Source organism: Candidatus Pelagibacter communis, assembly GCF_001179845.1.
Taxonomy (GTDB): domain Bacteria; phylum Pseudomonadota; class Alphaproteobacteria; order Pelagibacterales; family Pelagibacteraceae; genus Pelagibacter; species Pelagibacter ubique_Q.
Window position 1 is genome coordinate 95,147 of the sequence record NZ_CVSB01000037.1, and the last position, 18,366, is coordinate 113,512.

Below are 18,366 nucleotides of genomic sequence, written 5' to 3' on the forward strand. Positions count from 1 at the left end.
AATGGCTGTCTATACAAAAATAAATCAAAAAGAAATTAATATTATTAATAAAAAATTTAATATTGATAAAGTAATAAGTTTTAAAGGTATCAAGCAAGGAATAGAAAACACAAACTATCTTCTTAAATCAAAAAAGAAAAAATATATTTTAACTATTTTTGAAAAAAGAGTTTTGCAAAAAGAAATACCTTTTTTTATGAAGTTAATGGATCATTTGAATAATTCAAAAATAAACTGTCCTAAGCCACTGAAAACTAAAGAAAATAAATATCTTATTAAATTAAAAAACAAAACTGCATGTATTGTATCATTCTTAGAGGGTAAAGATAAAAAAATTTTAAATATAAATGATTGTTATGTAATTGGTAAAACAATTGCTCGAATGCATTTGGTCACAAATAAAATGAAGCTTAATAGAAAAAATTCGATGGGTATTAGGAATTTAAAACCCTTGTTGGAAAGTATTAAATTTAAGTCAAAAAAATTTTCAAATTTAAAAGTATTCTTAAAAAATAACCTAAAAAATGTTAATAAAAATTGGCCTAAACAATTACCCAAAGGTATTATCCATGGTGACTTGTTTATAGATAATATATTTTTCAAAAGAAATAAACTTTCAGGAATTATTGATTTCTACTTTGCTGCTAATGATTATTTTATGTATGAAATTGCTATATGCATCAATGCTCTTTGTTTTGACTATAAAAAGAGAAAATTCCAAATGAATCATAAAAAAATTAAAAATTTAATCAAAGGGTATGAAAGCGTTAAAAAAATTTCAACAAAGGAAAAGAAATCTATAAATATTTTATGTAGAGGTGCAGCATTAAGATATTTGTTAACAAGATTGTATGACTATTCAAATACACCAAAAACAGCATTGATTAAAATTAAAGATCCTAATGAATATTATCAAAAATTGCTTTCTCACAACAATTTAAGTTCATTTAAAGACTATTTAAATTAATGATTATAATTTACACAGACGGTTCTTGTTTAACAAATCCAGGTAATGGTGGATGGGCTGCTATTATAAATGATGAAAAAGAAATAAGAAAAATTAGTGGTAGTGAAAAAAACACTACAAATAATAGAATGGAGCTACTTGCTCCAATAAATGCACTGAAGGATATGAAGCCTGGTGTTGAAATAAAAATATATACTGACTCTCAATATGTGAAAAATGGAATAACTGAATGGATTAATACTTGGTTAGCTAATAATTGGAAAACATCAAAAAAAGAAGATGTTAAAAATAAAGATTTGTGGATTGAATTATATAATTTGAATAAATCACTTAATGTTCAATGGAATTGGGTAAAGGCTCATGATGGAAATCCTATGAATGAAGAAGTAGACTTATTAGCTAAAAAAGCTGCGAATTTAGACTAAATTTAAAAAGTTTTCTGCTGCTGAAATTTCACAAGATCCAGTATCTTTTTCTTCTTGTAACTTAATAACCTTCATATCTTCAACATACATCGTGTATCTATTTGATCTAATACCTAAACCTCTACCACTTTTATCAACATCCGCACCTATATCTTTAGTAAAATTTAAAAAAGGGTCTCCCATCATAATAATTTTATCGCCTACATTATTTTCTTTTCCCCAGGCATTCATAACAAAAGGATCATTTACAGATATGCAAATAATATGATCAATACCTTTTTCTTTATACTTATCATGCAACTTAACATAACCAGGTAAATGTTTAGCAGAACACACTGATGTATAAGCACCTGGTAATCCAAATAAGACTACTTTTTTATTTTTGAAAAAATCTTCAATTTTTTTTTTAGTTGGCTCACCATTTTCTAAAACAAATACTTCTGAATTAGGCAGTAAATCATTTTCGTTTATTTTCATTATGTTCTATCTTTAATATGTTGTTTTACTTTTTCAATATCATTTTCAACAATATCATAATTTTCTTTTTGATCTAAAACAAAAGTTAATTCATTGGGCAATTCTGCTTTCACATTAATTGCACTTTGAATGGCGTCTGGAAACTTGCAGGGATGCGCTGTTGCAAGTACGATATTGTTTCCTTTTAAGTTATGTTTATCAAATGCTCCATACCCAATAGCTGTGTGTGGATCTAAAACTACTGCAAATTTTTCATATACATTTTTAATTACCTCTAAGGTCTCATCCTCACTCATTCTAGCTGATAAAAAGTTTTCGCTAATTTTATTTAATTTATCGTCATTTATTAAATACTGTCCCTTCTCTTTAATATTTTTCATATCTAGAGAAGTCTGTTGATCGTCTCCATTATTAAGATCAAATATAAGTCTTTCAAAATTACTGGCTATTTGTATATCCATACTTGGGGAGATAGTTTCTGAAACTTTTTCTGCTTCATAACTACCTTTTGAAATTGCTCTATGTAAAATATCATTTTGATTAGTTGCAACAATCAATTTATCTATCGGCAAGCCCATTTTTTTGGCTAAATATCCTGCATATACATCTCCAAAATTTCCTGTCGGCACTGAAAAATTTGTTGGTTCATTTGCATCTTCAACTGATAAATAACTATAAAAGTAATAAACACTTTGAGCAATAATCCTCGCCCAGTTAATAGAGTTTACACCTGACATTTTAATATCATTTGAAAATTTCTTGTCTGCAAACATGGATTTAACTAAGTTTTGACAATCATCAAAATTTCCCTTTATGGCTATGTTAAATACGTTTTCATCTTTACCTGTTGTCATTAATTTTCTTTGAACTGGTGAAACACGATTATCTGGATGAAGCACAAAAATATTAACATTTTTTTTACCTTTAATTGCATCAATTGCTGCAGCACCAGTATCTCCAGATGTGGCAACAACAATATTAATCTTTTGATTTTCATTATTTAGGTAATACTCGTAAAAGTTACCTAAAAGTTGCATAGCAACATCTTTAAAAGCTAAAGTTGGACCATGAAACAGCTCTAACACAGTTCTGTCTCCAAGTTTTATAAAATCTACAACATTATCCCGTCTAAATGTAGAGTAAGACTTGTCAATAATTTTACTTAATTCTGCTTGTGACATGAAATTACCAATAAATGGATGAACGATCTTTTTGGCTAACTCTGAGTAGCTTAGTTTTTTAAATTCTTTAACTTCATTTTCAGTATATTTCGTTAATTCTTCTGGAATAAATAAGCCTCCATCATCAGCAAGGCCTTTGATAAAAACCTCTTTAAATTCAAAGGTTTTTGATGTGTCTCTTGTACTTACGTATCTCATTTAATAATTTTTTTTCCTGAAATATAAATATATTAAAAGAATTGAAATCGCCATAGAAAACCAAGTAATTGCATACTTCTTGTGATTATTTGAAATTTTAGCAGTAATCACTCTTGGTTTTGGAATTTTGTAATCCCCGTTTAAATAAATGACATACTCTGAAAAATTTCTTCCAGTAAATTTTGAAATATCTTCTCTATTCAAAGTAAACCAATAATTTTTCTCAATATCGTTTTCTGGTTTAAATGTACTTGGTTTAGTTTGTAGCATAAGAGTGCCGACTATTTTATTTTGATCAACTAAATTTATTTCAGGTAGGTCTTTTTTTTCAAAAGGTATCCATCCCCTATTCATTAAGTAATTGACGTCACCAATTTTTATTGGATTAACTACCTCAAATCCAGGTTTCCCTGCATCATTTAAATTATATAAGTAAATTTGTTTATCAAAATCAATATCTCCACTTGTTTTTATTCTAAGATAGTTTTTTTTTTCAACATTGGATAATTCCACTGGGTCGTTTTTTAAAGAATTTTCTATTTGCTCAATTAGCTCTAATTTCCAATTTAATCTATAAATTTGCCAAAACCCTAGGGAGAGAAGAATTAAAATAATAAAATAAACAAAAACTGAAAATAGTAATTTATTCTTCAAGGATAAATATTAACTTCCCCAAATATAAATTGCAGCAAATAAGAATAGCCACACTACGTCAACGAAATGCCAGTACCAAGCAGCTGCTTCAAATCCAAAATGATGATCTTTAGTAAAATGACCTAGTCTTCCTCTCCACAAGCATACTGCTAAAAATATCGTTCCAATTATGACGTGAAAACCATGAAAACCTGTTGCCATATAAAATACAGCTCCATAAATATGTCCTGAGTACGTAAAAGTAGCGTGATGATATTCGTATGCTTGCAATAATGTAAAAAAGAAACCAAGAATAACAGTTAGTGTTAAACCTTGTATAAATCCTTTTCTATCATCTTCTAATAAAGCGTGATGAGCCCAAGTAACAGTTGTTCCTGATAATAATAAAACTAGAGTATTTATTAAAGGAATGTCCCAAGGATCAAACGTTTCAATATCTTTGGGAGGCCATACATTTCCAACAAATTCATTTGGAAATAAACTTATATCAAAGTAAGCCCAGAACCATGCAACAAAGAACATTACCTCTGAAGCAATAAATAAAGTCATTCCATATCTGTGATGAATTTGAACAACAGGAGTATGATGACCTTGATGTTCAGCTTCGATAACTACATCTCTAAACCACATGTACGCGCCATAAATTAATAACGCTAAACCAAGATACATTCCCCAGGAAATGCCATTATGCATATAAAAAATTGCACCTATTGCTAATACTAAGCATGCAAACGATGTATAGATTGGCCAAGGGCTTGGATCAACTAAGTGGTAATCGTGTTTTTTTTCTGCTGACATTTTTCGTGATTATGATTGTTTATAGTAATCTGTCGAGAAAAAAGTGTACGACATGGTTACATCTTGTAGATTTTTTGTTGTTGGATCATTTACAAGTTCAGGGTCTAAATAAAAAGTCATCACATAAGTAGCCTTCTCACCAGCCTTCAACTCTTGTTTTTCAAAGCAAAAACATCCTAATTTACTATAATATTTACCAAAACTTGCTGGCGACACATTAAAACTAGCAACACCATAAGTAGTTTCATCTCCAATATTCTCAACTTCAAATTCTATTCTGTTGACCTGGCCAACCTTTACATCAATCACGTTCGATTTTGCCTTAAAATTCCATTCAAGATTATTCACATTTGTATCAAACCTCACGCTTACAACCTTATCTAAAACTATTTTTGGGGCCTCTTTAGATACCTGGGTTGTTCCACCGAAGCCTGTAACTCTACAAAACAGATCATACAAAGGCACTGCCGCAAAAGACAATCCTAACATAAGGACAAAAATCCCAGCCAAAAGTAAAGGAGTTAATGTTTTGCTTTTAATCATATCTGTCTATCAAATACTCCAACGTTGTATAAAGTAAAAACAAATAAAAATACCATAAACGCTAAAATTGCTATTGCAGTTATAATATTTTTTTTCTTTGTTTTCTTGTCAGGCGTTATCATAAAATTTTATCAATTAAAAAAAGAACAAAAATCAAAAATAAATACAAAATTGAATATCCAAAAATAGATTTTGCTTTTTTTGCATCAAATTTGTTCTTTTTAAATTTATAAAGTTCGAAACATAAATAATTATAATAAATTGTCAAAATTAATGATGGGATTAAAAAAGTTATACCCACAAAACCAATAGCATATGGTAAAACAATTACTGGTAACATTGTTAAAGAATAAATAAATATATTTAATTTTGTACTCTCAACACCATTTGTTAGAGGAAGCATTGGAATCTTTGCTTTTTTGTAATCATCTGATTTATACAAACTTAAAGCCCAAAAATGCGAAGGCGTCCAAAAGAATATAATCAAAAAGAATGTAATTGGCTCAAAAGTCAAAGAATTGGTAGCTATAGTCCAACCAATCACTGGGGGCAATGCTCCTGCGGCTCCTCCTATCACTATATTTTGCGGAGTTTTTCTTTTTAACCAAATTGTATAAACAAACACATAAAACAAAATAGTAAAAAGTAATAAAATAGCTGATATTCTGTTTGAATAATAATCAAGTGCAATTACAGAAAAAATCGAAAGAGAAATTCCAAATACCAGTGCTTGATTTCTATTTACTTTACCTGTCGGAATTGGTCTCAAACAAGTTCTTGTCATAAGAGCATCTAAATCAGACTCGTACCACATATTTAAAGCCCCAGCAGCTCCTGCTCCAATTGAAACTAAAATTATTCCAATGATTGCATCTTTTGTTGGAATTATATTTGGAGCCATTAACAATCCAACTGCACATGTAAATATAACCAAAGACATTACTCTTGGTTTCATTAATTTAAATAATTCAGATAAATTAAAGGCGTCTTCTTGAGATAAGTTTCTATTTTTTAATTTAGACTTAATCATTAATTTAAAGTTAAAAAATCTTGTTTGCTATATTTAGCTTGTAGATTTTTCAACACCCTCATCATCTTCAAACTTTGGTAATTCTTCAAAAGTATGAAAATTAGGTGGAGATGGTACAGTCCATTCTAAAGTTGTAGCACCTTCTCCCCATGGGTTTTGTGCTGCAGCCTTTTTCTTATAAAAAGCATAAGCAAGATTTATAAAAAATACTACCAATCCAATTACAGAAATATAAGAACCAATTGAAGAAATGTAATTCCATCCTGCAAAAGCATCTGGATAGTCAGCATATCTTCTTGGCATTCCTGCAAGACCTAAAAAGTGTTGTGGGAAGAAAACCAAGTTTACTCCAATAAACGTTAACCAAAAATGTAGTTGACCCATCCACTCTGAATACTCGTAACCAGACATTTTTCCAAACCAGTAGTAAAACCCTGCAAAGATTGCAAATACAGCCCCTAAAGATAGTACGTAATGAAAGTGAGCAACAACGTAGTAAGTATCATGCATTGCAGTATCAACTCCAGCGTTCGCAAGTACTACACCGGTAACTCCACCAACAGTAAATAAAAATATAAATCCTAAAGCCCAAACCATTGGAGTTTTAAATGAAATCGAGCCACCCCACATAGTTGCTATCCATGAAAATATTTTTATACCGGTTGGAACTGCAATAATCATAGTTGCAGCTAAAAAGTATGCTTTAGTATCTGTACTTAAACCAACTGTATACATGTGGTGAGCCCACACAACAAAACCAACTATACCAATTGCAACCATTGCATAAGCCATTCCTAAGTATCCAAAAACTGGTTTTCTAGAAAATGTTGAAACAATATGACTGATCATTCCGAAACCTGGTAAAATTAGAATATAAACTTCTGGGTGACCAAAGAACCAAAATAAATGTTGGAATAAAACTGGGTCTCCACCAGTTTGTGCATCAAAGAAAGCTGTTCCAAAGTTTCTGTCAGTAAGAAGCATCGTAATCGCTCCTGCTAAAACTGGTAATGATAACAATAATAAGAAAGCTGTTACTAATATTGACCATGCAAATAATGGCATTTTATGAAGTGTCATGCCGGGCGTTCTCATATTTAAAATTGTAGTAATAAAGTTTACCGCACCTAAAATTGAAGAAGCTCCGGCTAAGTGTAAACTTAAAATTGCAAAATCCATTGCTGGACCTGGTTGACCAGCTGTAGATGATAAAGGAGGATAAATAGTCCATCCACCACCAACACCCGTTTGACCCGGAGGGCCATCCATGAAAATTGACATTATTAATAATATGAAAGATGTAGGTAGTAACCAGAATGAAATATTATTCATTCTAGGAAAAGCCATATCAGGTGCACCGATCATTATTGGAACAAACCAGTTACCAAATCCACCTATCATTGCCGGCATAACCATAAAGAAGATCATGATCAAACCATGACCAGTGACTAAGACATTATATAAATGATAGTTTCCACCTAAAATTCCATCACCAGGATGCATCAATTCCATTCTCATTAAAACTGAGAATGCTGTACCAATTACACCTGCAATAATTGCAAATATTAAATACATGGTTCCAATATCTTTGTGGTTAGTTGAATAAGCCCAACGTTTCCAACCAGTTGGTGTATGATGATCGTCGTGTGATGCTGTTTGTGTATACATATTATTTACTCGCTAGTTTTTTAAATTGATCTTCTTCATTAATTTCTTTTGCAAATTTGACTTTAGCGTCTAACAACCAGTCTTGATATTCCTCTTCAGTAACAACTCTAACTTCAATTGGCATAAACGCGTGTTTAATTCCACACAGTTCAGAACATTGACCATAATAAGTTCCAACTTTTTCTGCTTTAAACCAAGTTTCATTTATTCTTCCAGGCACAGCGTCTCGTTTTACTCCAAATGAAGGGAGTGCCCAAGCATGTAGAACATCATTAGCAGTGATCATTACCTTAACAACTTTATTTACTGGAACAACCAGTTCATTATCTACAGCTAACAGTCTTGGTTCGTTTTCTTTTAAGTCCTTAGTTTCGATCATGTAAGAGTCGAAGAAAATATTTTCGTCTGGATACTCATATCCCCAGTACCATTGATATCCAATAGCTTTAACAGTTATGTCTGCTTTTGGAATTGCATCTTGTTTGTATAAAATTTTAAATGATGGAACTGCCATCACGATTAGAATTAAACATGGAATTAAAGTCCATAAAACTTCAACAGCAACATTATGAGTTCTTTTTGATGGAACTGGATTTGCTGAAGCTCTAAATCTAATACAAGCATAAACCATCAAAAATAGAACAAAAACACTGATTGCTATTATAATTGGTAACAACAATTTATCATGAAAATTAACGATATCTCTCATAGTCTCGGAAGCAGCCTTTTGAAATCCTAGTTGCCAATCGACAGGTTGATTAGCGAACGCGCTTGAAGTGATAAAGAATGTTAGAAATATATATAAAATTTTTTTCATTTTTTTACCCTATATAGAGCGTCTTTTAAAAAAATACACTTTTACTTTTAGCGACAAAATATCAATTAATGGCGTAATTTATGATCGATAGAGCAGAAATTACAGCCGTTTCAGATCTCAATATGTTTTCATTGATTTTAATAGGCTGAACACCACTAAATTTAAGAATCTCTTCCCTCTCCTCCTCAGAAAAATCTCCCTCTGGTCCTATGATTACGCAAGTAGGCTTGGTGGTTAACTTTTTAATGTCAATTTTTGTATTAGTAGTGTTGAGATCAGTAAAAATTAAATCCATATCATTATTTAGAAAGCTTTTTAATTTTTGAGGCTCTTCAATTGATGGAACAGTTATTCTGTTTGATTGTTCAGCTGCTTCTATGATTACTTTTTCCAATCTCTCTTTATTAATCTTCCTAACAATCGTTCTTTCAAAGATAATTGGTAAAAACTTAGTTACACCAAGCTCTGTAGCTTTTTGGATCATGAAATTAAAGTAATTTGATTTGATAGGAGAGAAAGCCAGCCAGAGATCTATGGTATTTTCTTTCTGTCTTAATTGTTTCGTAACATTAAATTCAACTATGCTTTTATTGATATTTGCGATTTTCGCCTCCCATTCGCCACTACTATTAAAAAGAGAAAAAACTTCTTTCTCTTTAAGTCTCATAACTTTTGAAACATAGTGTGATTGAGATTTATCAAGTTTGTCAGTCAAATTAAGAGATAAACTTTTTGAATAAAATAATCTAATGTTACTCATATTGATAAGTTAGTTTATGAAAAATATTAAAGCAATAATTTTTGATGCTTACGGCACCTTATTTGATGTCAATTCAGCTGCTGAAAAATGTAAAGATAAAATAGGTGATAAGTGGGAAGGTTTCGCCAATTATTGGAGAACAACACAATTAGAATATACTTGGCTAAGAAGTTTAATGAAACGTCACAAGGATTTTTGGCAGGTAACAGAGGATAGTTTAGATAAATCTATGAAAGCTTATAAGATAGATTCTTCAATGAGAAATGAGTTATTAGATCTTTATAAAATTCTTTCTCCTTTCAAAGAAGTTCCTGAAGTTTTAAAATCATTAAAAGAAAAAGATTTTAAACTTGCTATTCTTTCTAATGGTACTCCTGCTCTTCTTAATGAATTAGTTAAGAGTAATAACTTGGAAAATATATTTAATAATATTTTTTCAATTGAAGAAGTTGGAGTTTATAAACCAGATTCTAAAGTTTATGACCTTCCAATAAATCAATATCAAATAAAAAAAAATGAAGTTGCTTTTTTAAGTGCTAACACTTGGGATGTATCAGGTGGTGGAAATTATGGATTCAATTCTATTTGGGTAAACAGAAATAATAATATTTTTGATAACCTTGATTATAAACCTCAAAACGAAATCAAAAATCTAAAAGAGTTACTCAATATTATCTAATTCTATTTTCTTCAAAGTTTTTATTTAGTTTTAAAGAAATAGCTCTTGTGTTTTTTCTATTCCAGTCAGAAAAAGATTTTAAAATAGGAATTACGGATAAACCAAATTCAGTAAGTGAATACTCTACTTTTGGAGGTACTACTTGATGTACTTTTCTATTAACTATTCCATCGGTTTCTAACTCTTTAAGTTGCTTGGATAACATTTGTTGGGTGATTGTTTTTAATACTTTTTTAAGTTCATTAAATCTTACTTTCTTGCTGTTATATAATGTAAATAAAATTCTTATTTTCCATTTACCACCTAAAAAATAAATAGCTCTTTCGGCGGGACAATTAATTAAATCTTTCATAAGGATTAAATAACTCATCTATTTAAATTTTCAAGGTATGATTTTGTATACTAGTATGATTATATTGCGTTCTTGCAGAATTAAATACAAACTATTAGATAACCCTAAACTTAATGAAAGGGTAAAAATGAGCAAAGGACAAAAAGCAGGTAACGGACCAATGGCTATCGAAGTTGAAAAAGGCAAATCATATTATTGGTGTGCATGTGGACGATCAAAAAAACAACCATTCTGTGATGGTTCACATACCAGTCCACTAAATGATGAAGGAACAAAGTTTACTCCTTTTGCATATAAAGCAGAAGAAACAAAAAAAATGTTTTTCTGTGCATGTAAACAAACTAACAATCAACCATTCTGCGATGGTTCACACAATAAATAAACTATGACAAATATTTTAGATTTAGTAGGAAGAGTATTTATCTCTTTAGTATTTTTATTAAGTGGAATAAATAAAATTGTAAATTACGAGGGATCTATCAGATGGATGGAATCTTTTGGAATGCCTGGTATTTTTTTAATTCCAGCAATTATACTAGAAATAGGTGCTCCTATATTAATTATAATTGGGTACAAAGTAAAAATCGCTGCAGCTTTACTAAGTGTATTTTGTATTGCAACTGCGCTTATTTTTCATACTGATTTTAGTAATCAAATGCAGTTTGTATCCTTTATGAAAAATATAGCTCTTGCAGGTGGATTTTTATTTTTAGTGATAAATGATACAAAGGATTTTAGTTTAGAGGGTAAATTATCAAAATAAATGTCAAATATAGAAGTAAGTAAAATTATTGACCCTATTCCAGCTTCTGATGGTGCTGGAGTTAAATTAAAAAGAAGTATTGGTGTTGAGCCAAATTATTTTGATCCTTTCTTAATGCTTGATGAATTTGGTTCAGAAAATAGTGAGGATTATATAGCTGGTTTTCCACCCCACCCTCATCGAGGAATTGAAACAGTAACTTATATGTTGGCTGGAGATTTTGAGCACAAAGATAGTACAGGTGGTGAGGGCAGAATGACTGCTGGAGACGTTCAATGGATGAAAACCGGAAGTGGAATTATCCATTCAGAAATGCCTGCTATGAAAGAAGGAAGACTTCATGGGTTCCAATTATGGATTAACATGCCTGCTAAATTAAAAATGAGTAAGCCTGAATATCTTTATATTGATGCTGATAAAATGAGTGTTCATAAAGATGATGATAAACAAGTAAAAGTAATAGCTGGAAAATTTGAAAAAGCTGAAGGACCAGTAAAAGGTCATAACGTTGAGCCAGTTTATTTTGATGTAGAATTAAACAAAGATAAAGAGTTCAATTTTAAATTACCATCTACTCACAATACGTTTATTTATTTAATTAGTGGAGAAATCGAAATTGGTAAAAATAAACATGAAAATGTTAAAGACAGTACTTTAATTCTTTTAACTAAGGGTGAAGACTTAATAGTTAAAGCTAAATCAAACGCTAAGTTTTTAGTAATTTCAGGCAAACCAATTAACGAGGAAATAGCAAGAGGTGGACCATTTGTGATGAATACTAAAGCAGAGATCTTGCAAGCAGTTCAAGATTATCATAATGGTACATTTGTAAAATAAATTATGAAAGCTGTACAAATTAACAAAACTGGTGGTCCTGAAGTTTTAGAAGTTAAGGATATATCTTTAGATAAGCCTGGTCCAGATCAAGTAACTATTGAGCAAAAAGCAATTGGTCTTAACTACATTGATACTTATCATCGATCAGGTTTGTACCCTTTAAAACTACCGATTGGTTTAGGTTTAGAAGGTGCTGGAATTATTACAGATGTTGGGGAAAATGTGAAAGACTTCAAAGTTGGTGATAAAATTTCATATGCTGGAATTCCTTTAGGATCTTATTCTTCTCATAGAAATTACCCAACTAAAAATTTGGTGAAAGTACCAGACGGTATTGATCTAGAAATAGCTGCAACATTAATGACAAAAGGTTTAACAACTTTTTATCTTTTACATAAAACTTATCCAGTTAAATCAGGTGAAACAATTTTATTTCACGCAGCTGCTGGTGGAGTTGGTCAGATTTTTGGACAATGGGCAAAAAGTTTAGGATGTACTGTTATAGGCACAGTTGGATCAGATGAAAAAGTGAACATAGCAAAAGAAAATGGTTATGATCATGTTATAAATTATAATAAAGAAGATTTTGCAAAAAAAGTTTTAGAGATTACCAACGGTAAGGGAGTGCCAGTTGTTTATGATGGTGTTGGAAAAGATACACTAGATGGATCTATTGAATGTTTAGCAATAAGAGGAATGATGGTTTCTTTTGGAAATGCATCGGGTCCATTGTCTGAAATAAATGTTCCAAAAGTTCTTCAACCGAAAGGACTTTATCTTGTAAGACCATCAATGCAACAATACCTTTCTACAAGACAGGAATTAGATGAAGCATCAACAACAATGTTTGAAAAAATTAGCTCTGGTAAAGTAAAAATTAAAATTTTTAAAAAATATAAGTTAGAAGAAGTTATTCAGGCTCATCGAGATCTGGAAGGAAGAAAAATTTTAGGACCAGCTGTAATAGTTCCTAATTAACATCAACATCCATATCTGACATATGCAACTTTAATGCATTTGTTGAAATTTGAATTTCTCTTATAAAAAAAATTATAGATATGATCATAGATAGACAACAAGATCCAAAAATTACTCTTGCCAAAAAAACTTCATCTAAGTAAAGAGCAAATACAGTTAACATATTAAAAAGAAACCCAAAAGCCGCAAATAATATTGTCCATCTTAAAAGAGTTATTCTGCCACTTAAATTTATAAATTGCTTTTTCCACTCGGGTGGAATGTGTTTTTCATAAACATGCTCGTCATGTAGCTGTCTAATTAGAATACTAAGAGAATGGAACCTGTTACTATAAACTCCCATTAATAAAGGAATTGCTGGAAACATTAGTGCTGTGACTGTGTAATCTATATTCATACGAATCAGTTTGATTATGAATCTAGCCTTTGTTATTTACAAGTAAAATATGAACCAATTAAATCTTTTCATTGAGTTAACTAGATTAAAAAAACCAATTGGCTTTATGCTGTTATTTTGGCCATGTGCATGGGGATTAACTATTGCATATGATTTTTCAACTAATCTTAAAAATTATTATTTTTATCTATTGCTATTTTTTTTTGGTGCAGTGCTAATGAGGTCAGCCGGATGTATTGTAAATGATATATTAGATAAAGAATTTGATAAAAAAGTATTTAGAACAAAAGACAGGCCTGTAGCTTCAGGAAAAATTTCAGTAAAACTTGGTATCACTTATGCTTTGATATTATGTTTTTGTGCTTTATTGATACTATTAAATTTCAATACTATTACTATTATATTGGCAATAGGATCTATGCCCCTTGCTTTCACGTATCCGTTGATGAAAAGATTTACATATTGGCCACAATTGTTTTTAGGCATAACTTTCAATTATGGCTTATTACTTGGATGGACATCAATTAATGAAAGTTTAAACATTATTCCAACATTATTCTACATAGGAGCCATATTTTGGACACTCGGCTATGACACAATTTATGGGTTTCAAGATATTAAAGATGATGAAATAATTGGTCTAAAATCAACTTCAATTAAATTTAAAAAAAAACCATTTATTTTTCTATTAGCTTGTTATGTTATTTTATTTTCAATGATAATTGCTTTAGGAATATTAGAAAAATTTAATATATTTTATTACGCCTTTAGTTTAATAATTGGGTATCATTTATTTTTGTACCAATTAAAAAGTGTTAACTTAGATAATCCTATGAATTGCTTAAAAGTTTTTAAAAGTAATAATCTTTTAGGTTTTCTTGTATTTATACAAATATTAATTGGTAAAATCTAGAGATATGACAAATAAAGAAATATTAATTAGACTGTACAAAAATTATACCAGTAAATATTTAAATAGAATTTTGATCGCTGGTTTTTATTCTATTTTAGTTGCAGGTAGTACCTCAGCAGTAGCGTACTTATTAGACCCTGCAATAAAAAAAATTTTCGTAGATAAAGATGAAACTTTAATTTATTTAATTCCAATTGCTATAATTCTAGCTTTTTCTACAAAAGGTATTTCTTTATACTTGGCAAAAGTAACTATGATTCATGTAGCGGAGGATGTAAAAAAAAATATACAACTTGATATGATGGCATCATTAATTAATGCAGATACTAAAGTTATTGACAACCAACATACTGGGAAAATTGTATCACATATTAATCATGATGCTGGTGTAATTATAAATTTGCTAGGTGTTGTATTATTAAATCTTATTAAAGATACCCTAACTCTGTTTGGACTTATTTTTGTTATGTTTTATCAGAATTGGAAATTATCACTTATAGCTTTAATAATGATTCCCTTAGCATCTTATGCTGCTCAAAAACTCGGAAAAAGAATGGGCAAAATTTCTACAAAAGGAATGGAAAATGCTAGTTTTTTAAATACTCATTTATTGGAAATATTCAAAAATCACAAACTAATGAAAATATTTCAAAGGGAAAATTATGAATATCTCAGAATTGATGACAAATTAGAACACGTAAAAAATACTACAAAAAAAATGCAAAAAATATTTGTTAAAGTATCACCAATAATGGAATCTTTAACAGGTATAATGATTGCATTATTAATCTTCTATTCAGGAAAATTAATAATCAATCGTGAAATAGATATTAACAATTTTTTTTCTTTCCTTGCGGCAATGATGTTGGCTTATCAGCCAGTTAGGTCACTTTCTACTTTAAATATGGCAATACAAGCAGGGTTAAGTGCTGCAAGAAGAATTTTACCAGTTATTGATCAAAAAATTGAAATCAATGATGATACAAATTGTAAGGATCTAGTAGTTAAAAATGGAGAGATAAATTTTAATAATGTTGATTTTAAATATGATTTAAATAGTGAAAATTTAAATATTCTAAACAAAATTAATATAAACATTTCTGGTGGTAAAATGACTGCTTTAGTTGGGCATAGTGGATCGGGGAAATCAACTATTCTAAATTTAATCCCAAGATTTTATAATGCAACTGCAGGAGAAATTAAAATTGATAATCAGCCTATAAACAACTTAAGCATTAATTCGCTCAGAAAAGAAATTTCTCTTGTAAGCCAAGACACAACTTTATTTGATGATACTATTAAAAATAATATTGCTTATGCAAACTTAAATGCTACTGATGAAGAAATTATTGAAGTAGCAAAAAAATCTTTTGCCTCAGAATTTATTGAAAAATTACCAAATAGGTACAATTCTTTAATAGGTGAAAATGGACTAAGACTGTCAGGGGGTGAAAAACAAAGAATATCTATAGCGAGAGCTATGCTGAAAAAGAGTTCGATCATTCTACTTGATGAAGCAACGTCATCTCTTGATGCTGATACGGAACAAAAAATTCAAAAAGCTTTGACTTTATTAACAAAAAATAAAACAACTGTTGTTATTGCTCACCGTTTATCCACTATTTTAAGCTCAGATCAAATATATGTTATTGACTCTGGAAAAGTTATAGCAAACGGTAATCATAATGAATTGTTAAAGAACTCATCTGTCTATAAAAATTTTTATGATAAACAAATCACTAAAAATTAATGATTTTATTTTATAGATTTTTAATTAATGTAATTTTTATCCTTTCTCCATTAATAATTTTGATCAGACTCTTAAAAAAAAGAGAGAGTCCCAAAAGGTTTAAAGAAAAACTTGGGTTTTTTACAAAAAACAGGTCTAAAGGAAAATTGATATGGTTTCATGGAGCAAGTGTTGGTGAGCTTCAAAGTATAGTTCCTTTATTGGAAAAATTAGAAAAATCAAAAAAAATTTCTCAAATATTGATAACTTCAAACACTCTAAGTTCCTCAAAAATAATTTCTAAAATAAAACTAAAAAAAATTTTACATCAATTTTTTCCTATAGATAATGAATTAATTATAAAAAAATTTATTAATCATTGGAAACCATCTGCGGCTTTTTTTATTGACTCTGAGATTTGGCCTAACACTATGATAAATTTAAATAAAGAAAAAATCCCAACTATTCTTATCAATGCAAGAATTACTAAGAAATCTTATAAAAAATGGATTAAATTAAAAAACTTTTCAAAATTAATTTTTAATAAATTTGATCTTTGCTTGTCCTCAAATAAAGAAACAGTTAGTTTTTTAAAAAAACTTGGTGCAAAAAATATTAAATATTTTGGTAACTTAAAATATTCCCAATCAGAAAATGAAAAAATTGAGATTGATAGTCAAACAATAAAGTTTATATCAAGAAAAACTGTATGGTGTGCTTCCAGTACTCATAACTCAGAGGAAAAATTTGCTGGGCTTATTCACAAAAAATTGAAGAAAAAATATAAAAATCTTTTAACAGTTATTATTCCTAGACATATAGATAGAGACGAAGAAATAAAAGAACAGTTGTCTAATTTAGGTTTGAAAGTTCACACACATGAACCAAAATCTAGAATTAATGAAGATACTGATATTTATCTAGTAAATGCATTTGGAAAAACTAAATCATTTTATTCCCTCATAAAGAACATTTTCTTGGGTGGGTCTCTCATAGAACATGGAGGACAAAATCCTTTGGAAGCAGTCAGATATAACTGTAATATATTGCATGGTCCAAATGTTTCAAACTTTAATGAAATTTATAAGTTTCTTAATAAACAAAAAATCTCCAAAAAAGTGATAAATTTAAATCAAACTACAAATATTTTAAATAAACTCCTCAATTCAAAAAAATCACAAAAAAATATAAAAGATAAGATAAATAAAATTGGTCAAAAAATAATAGAAAAAAATATTGATGAAATAAATTTAATTTTAAACAAAGTATGAAGTTAAAAAAACCTTATTTTTGGGACTTGCCAAAACCAAATTTTTTATCTTACTTATTAATTCCTTTTTCATTACCAATTATTCTAAGAAATTTTTTGTTTAAATTTCTTAAAAAAAAAAAACCGTTTAATATTAAAACTATTTGCGTGGGAAATATTTATCTTGGAGGTACAGGAAAAACTCCACTTACTATTAAAATATATGAAATTTTAAAAGGATTAAATTTTAAAATAGCCACCGTAAAAAAAAACTATTCAGATCAAAAAGATGAGCAGCTTTTGTTAAAACAAAAAACTTCATTGATAATTTCAAAAAAAAGAAAAGATGCTGTTTACCAAGGTATAAATCAAAACTTTGATGTTCTAGTATTTGATGATGGACTACAGGATATAAGTGTTGATTTTAATTTGAAATTTGTCTGTTTCAAATCAAAAAATTGGATTGGAAATGGCCACCTTATCCCAGCTGGACCGCTTAGAGAGAAAGTTTCAAGTTTAAAGAGATTTGATGCAGTTTTTTTAAATGGAAGCTTAGGTAATTTTGAAAAAATTGAAAATCAAATTAAAAGTATAAATTTAAATATTAAAATTTTTAAAACTTTTTATAAAATATTAAACATTAAAAAATATAATTTAGATAAAAAATATTTAATATTCTCTGGAATAGGCGAACCATCTGATTTTAAAGATATTCTATTGGAAAATAAATTTAAAATTGCTAGAGAAGTAGTATTTCCTGATCACTATAAATATAGTCTCAAAGATTTAGAAGAAATTCAAAATATAGCAAAAAATGAGAGCTTAAAAATTATAACTACAGAGAAAGACTTTATGAAAATTCCTGAAAAATTTAAAAAAGATATTGATTATTTAACTATTGATTTAGTTATTCGAGATGAAAAAAAATTAATTGAGCTACTAACTAAATAA

The 18,366-nt window shown here is 29.2% G+C and carries 22 protein-coding genes; 11 read left to right on the forward strand and 11 right to left on the reverse strand.

Translation table 11 applies throughout. From position 1 onward, the window contains the following. Window position 1 precedes the first annotated feature (1 nt). Together AMN81_RS03945 and rnhA are read left to right on the forward strand one after the other, a co-directional pair. Complete coding sequence (locus AMN81_RS03945; RefSeq protein WP_072090813.1) at window positions 2–967, forward strand: homoserine kinase; 966 nt, start codon at window positions 2–4, stop codon at window positions 965–967. After that, window positions 967–1,392 (forward strand): ribonuclease HI, encoded by a 426-nt coding sequence (gene rnhA, locus AMN81_RS03950; RefSeq protein WP_072090814.1) that lies wholly within the window; start codon window positions 967–969, stop codon window positions 1,390–1,392. Before AMN81_RS03945 ends, rnhA begins: the two co-directional genes overlap by 1 nt. On the opposite strand, the gene AMN81_RS03955 is transcribed toward rnhA, so the two are convergent. From AMN81_RS03955 to AMN81_RS04000, 9 genes are all read right to left on the reverse strand, one after another. Beyond that, window positions 1,384–1,869: a peroxiredoxin gene (locus tag AMN81_RS03955; RefSeq protein ID WP_072090815.1), complete on the reverse strand. Its 486-nt coding sequence runs from the start codon at window positions 1,867–1,869 to the stop codon at window positions 1,384–1,386. The genes rnhA and AMN81_RS03955 overlap by 9 nt on opposite strands. Continuing rightward, the gene (thrC, locus tag AMN81_RS03960) at window positions 1,869–3,248 is read right to left on the reverse strand and encodes a threonine synthase (RefSeq protein WP_072090816.1); all 1,380 of its coding nucleotides are present in this window, start codon (window positions 3,246–3,248) and stop codon (window positions 1,869–1,871) included. The genes AMN81_RS03955 and thrC overlap by 1 nt, the downstream gene beginning before the upstream one ends. Further along, window positions 3,249–3,902, reverse strand: coding sequence for an SURF1 family protein (locus AMN81_RS03965; protein WP_072090817.1), 654 nt, complete (start codon window positions 3,900–3,902; stop codon window positions 3,249–3,251). It abuts the gene before it with no gap. A 9-nt stretch (window positions 3,903–3,911) separates the two neighbouring features. Then, entirely contained in the window at window positions 3,912–4,700 is a 789-nt protein-coding gene (locus AMN81_RS03970) for a cytochrome c oxidase subunit 3 (RefSeq protein ID WP_023854769.1), read from the reverse strand. A 9-nt stretch (window positions 4,701–4,709) separates the two neighbouring features. After that, window positions 4,710–5,243, reverse strand: a complete 534-nt coding sequence (locus tag AMN81_RS03975) for a cytochrome c oxidase assembly protein (protein WP_023854768.1) — start codon at window positions 5,241–5,243, stop codon at window positions 4,710–4,712. A gap of 118 nt (window positions 5,244–5,361) precedes the next feature. Then, window positions 5,362–6,273, reverse strand: a complete 912-nt coding sequence (gene cyoE, locus AMN81_RS03985; protein WP_072090819.1) for a heme o synthase — start codon at window positions 6,271–6,273, stop codon at window positions 5,362–5,364. Between the two features lie 33 nt (window positions 6,274–6,306). Next, window positions 6,307–7,941, reverse strand: coding sequence for a cytochrome c oxidase subunit I (gene ctaD, locus AMN81_RS03990; protein ID WP_072090820.1), 1,635 nt, complete (start codon window positions 7,939–7,941; stop codon window positions 6,307–6,309). 1 nt (window position 7,942) lies between these two features. After that, on the reverse strand, window positions 7,943–8,758 hold the full coding sequence (coxB, locus tag AMN81_RS03995; protein WP_072090821.1) for a cytochrome c oxidase subunit II: 816 nt from the start codon (window positions 8,756–8,758) through the stop codon (window positions 7,943–7,945). A gap of 61 nt (window positions 8,759–8,819) precedes the next feature. After that, entirely contained in the window at window positions 8,820–9,518 is a 699-nt protein-coding gene (locus AMN81_RS04000) for an RsmE family RNA methyltransferase (RefSeq protein ID WP_072090822.1), read from the reverse strand. 16 nt (window positions 9,519–9,534) lie between these two features. Between AMN81_RS04000 and AMN81_RS04005 the strand changes: the two genes are divergently transcribed. After that, window positions 9,535–10,197: a haloacid dehalogenase type II gene (locus tag AMN81_RS04005; RefSeq protein WP_072090823.1), complete on the forward strand. Its 663-nt coding sequence runs from the start codon at window positions 9,535–9,537 to the stop codon at window positions 10,195–10,197. Here the strand turns inward: AMN81_RS04005 and AMN81_RS04010 are convergent. Further along, window positions 10,190–10,549, reverse strand: coding sequence for a winged helix-turn-helix transcriptional regulator (locus tag AMN81_RS04010; protein WP_023854761.1), 360 nt, complete (start codon window positions 10,547–10,549; stop codon window positions 10,190–10,192). The genes AMN81_RS04005 and AMN81_RS04010 overlap by 8 nt on opposite strands. 127 nt (window positions 10,550–10,676) lie before the next feature. On the opposite strand from AMN81_RS04010, the gene AMN81_RS04015 reads away from it, so the two are divergent. The 4 genes from AMN81_RS04015 to AMN81_RS04030 are packed head-to-tail and all read left to right on the forward strand — an operon-like array spanning window position 10,677 to window position 13,127. Next, window positions 10,677–10,931, forward strand: coding sequence for a CDGSH iron-sulfur domain-containing protein (locus tag AMN81_RS04015; RefSeq protein ID WP_072090842.1), 255 nt, complete (start codon window positions 10,677–10,679; stop codon window positions 10,929–10,931). Between the two features lie 3 nt (window positions 10,932–10,934). Next, window positions 10,935–11,312, forward strand: a complete 378-nt coding sequence (locus AMN81_RS04020; protein WP_072090824.1) for a DoxX family protein — start codon at window positions 10,935–10,937, stop codon at window positions 11,310–11,312. Continuing rightward, window positions 11,313–12,149: a pirin family protein gene (locus tag AMN81_RS04025; RefSeq protein WP_072090825.1), complete on the forward strand. Its 837-nt coding sequence runs from the start codon at window positions 11,313–11,315 to the stop codon at window positions 12,147–12,149. Between the two features lie 3 nt (window positions 12,150–12,152). Then, window positions 12,153–13,127 carry a quinone oxidoreductase family protein gene (locus AMN81_RS04030; RefSeq protein WP_072090826.1) on the forward strand — a complete coding sequence of 325 codons (975 nt, stop codon included), beginning with the start codon at window positions 12,153–12,155 and terminating at the stop codon, window positions 13,125–13,127. On the opposite strand, the gene AMN81_RS04035 is transcribed toward AMN81_RS04030, so the two are convergent. Beyond that, on the reverse strand, window positions 13,120–13,524 hold the full coding sequence (locus tag AMN81_RS04035; protein WP_023854756.1) for a DUF2721 domain-containing protein: 405 nt from the start codon (window positions 13,522–13,524) through the stop codon (window positions 13,120–13,122). The genes AMN81_RS04030 and AMN81_RS04035 overlap by 8 nt on opposite strands. A gap of 49 nt (window positions 13,525–13,573) precedes the next feature. On the opposite strand from AMN81_RS04035, the gene ubiA reads away from it, so the two are divergent. From ubiA to lpxK, 4 genes are read left to right on the forward strand one after another with little or no spacing between them, the layout of a single operon-like run. Beyond that, window positions 13,574–14,437 (forward strand): 4-hydroxybenzoate octaprenyltransferase, encoded by an 864-nt coding sequence (gene ubiA, locus AMN81_RS04040; RefSeq protein ID WP_072090827.1) that lies wholly within the window; start codon window positions 13,574–13,576, stop codon window positions 14,435–14,437. Between the two features lie 4 nt (window positions 14,438–14,441). Next, the gene (locus AMN81_RS04045) at window positions 14,442–16,187 is read left to right on the forward strand and encodes an ABC transporter ATP-binding protein (RefSeq protein ID WP_072090843.1); all 1,746 of its coding nucleotides are present in this window, start codon (window positions 14,442–14,444) and stop codon (window positions 16,185–16,187) included. Next, window positions 16,187–17,437 carry a 3-deoxy-D-manno-octulosonic acid transferase gene (locus AMN81_RS04050; protein WP_072090828.1) on the forward strand — a complete coding sequence of 417 codons (1,251 nt, stop codon included), beginning with the start codon at window positions 16,187–16,189 and terminating at the stop codon, window positions 17,435–17,437. Before AMN81_RS04045 ends, AMN81_RS04050 begins: the two co-directional genes overlap by 1 nt. Then, entirely contained in the window at window positions 17,434–18,366 is a 933-nt protein-coding gene (gene lpxK / locus AMN81_RS04055; protein WP_072090829.1) for a tetraacyldisaccharide 4'-kinase, read from the forward strand. Before AMN81_RS04050 ends, lpxK begins: the two co-directional genes overlap by 4 nt.

Bases quoted from the DNA above. Each gene is read 5' to 3' on its own strand.
- AMN81_RS03945 (WP_072090813.1), top strand. From the start codon at position 2: ATGGCTGTCTATACAAAAATAAATCAAAAAGAAATTAATATTATTAAT.
- rnhA (WP_072090814.1), top strand. From the start codon at position 967: ATGATTATAATTTACACAGACGGTTCTTGTTTAACAAATCCAGGTAAT.
- AMN81_RS03955 (WP_072090815.1), bottom strand. From the start codon at position 1,869: ATGAAAATAAACGAAAATGATTTACTGCCTAATTCAGAAGTATTTGTT.
- thrC (WP_072090816.1), bottom strand. From the start codon at position 3,248: ATGAGATACGTAAGTACAAGAGACACATCAAAAACCTTTGAATTTAAA.
- AMN81_RS03970 (WP_023854769.1), bottom strand. From the start codon at position 4,700: ATGTCAGCAGAAAAAAAACACGATTACCACTTAGTTGATCCAAGCCCT.
- AMN81_RS03975 (WP_023854768.1), bottom strand. From the start codon at position 5,243: ATGATTAAAAGCAAAACATTAACTCCTTTACTTTTGGCTGGGATTTTT.
- cyoE (WP_072090819.1), bottom strand. From the start codon at position 6,273: ATGATTAAGTCTAAATTAAAAAATAGAAACTTATCTCAAGAAGACGCC.
- ctaD (WP_072090820.1), bottom strand. From the start codon at position 7,941: ATGTATACACAAACAGCATCACACGACGATCATCATACACCAACTGGT.
- coxB (WP_072090821.1), bottom strand. From the start codon at position 8,758: ATGAAAAAAATTTTATATATATTTCTAACATTCTTTATCACTTCAAGC.
- AMN81_RS04000 (WP_072090822.1), bottom strand. From the start codon at position 9,518: ATGAGTAACATTAGATTATTTTATTCAAAAAGTTTATCTCTTAATTTG.
- AMN81_RS04005 (WP_072090823.1), top strand. From the start codon at position 9,535: ATGAAAAATATTAAAGCAATAATTTTTGATGCTTACGGCACCTTATTT.
- AMN81_RS04010 (WP_023854761.1), bottom strand. From the start codon at position 10,549: ATGAAAGATTTAATTAATTGTCCCGCCGAAAGAGCTATTTATTTTTTA.
- AMN81_RS04015 (WP_072090842.1), top strand. From the start codon at position 10,677: ATGAGCAAAGGACAAAAAGCAGGTAACGGACCAATGGCTATCGAAGTT.
- AMN81_RS04020 (WP_072090824.1), top strand. From the start codon at position 10,935: ATGACAAATATTTTAGATTTAGTAGGAAGAGTATTTATCTCTTTAGTA.
- AMN81_RS04025 (WP_072090825.1), top strand. From the start codon at position 11,313: ATGTCAAATATAGAAGTAAGTAAAATTATTGACCCTATTCCAGCTTCT.
- AMN81_RS04030 (WP_072090826.1), top strand. From the start codon at position 12,153: ATGAAAGCTGTACAAATTAACAAAACTGGTGGTCCTGAAGTTTTAGAA.
- AMN81_RS04035 (WP_023854756.1), bottom strand. From the start codon at position 13,524: ATGAATATAGATTACACAGTCACAGCACTAATGTTTCCAGCAATTCCT.
- ubiA (WP_072090827.1), top strand. From the start codon at position 13,574: ATGAACCAATTAAATCTTTTCATTGAGTTAACTAGATTAAAAAAACCA.
- AMN81_RS04045 (WP_072090843.1), top strand. From the start codon at position 14,442: ATGACAAATAAAGAAATATTAATTAGACTGTACAAAAATTATACCAGT.
- AMN81_RS04050 (WP_072090828.1), top strand. From the start codon at position 16,187: ATGATTTTATTTTATAGATTTTTAATTAATGTAATTTTTATCCTTTCT.
- lpxK (WP_072090829.1), top strand. From the start codon at position 17,434: ATGAAGTTAAAAAAACCTTATTTTTGGGACTTGCCAAAACCAAATTTT.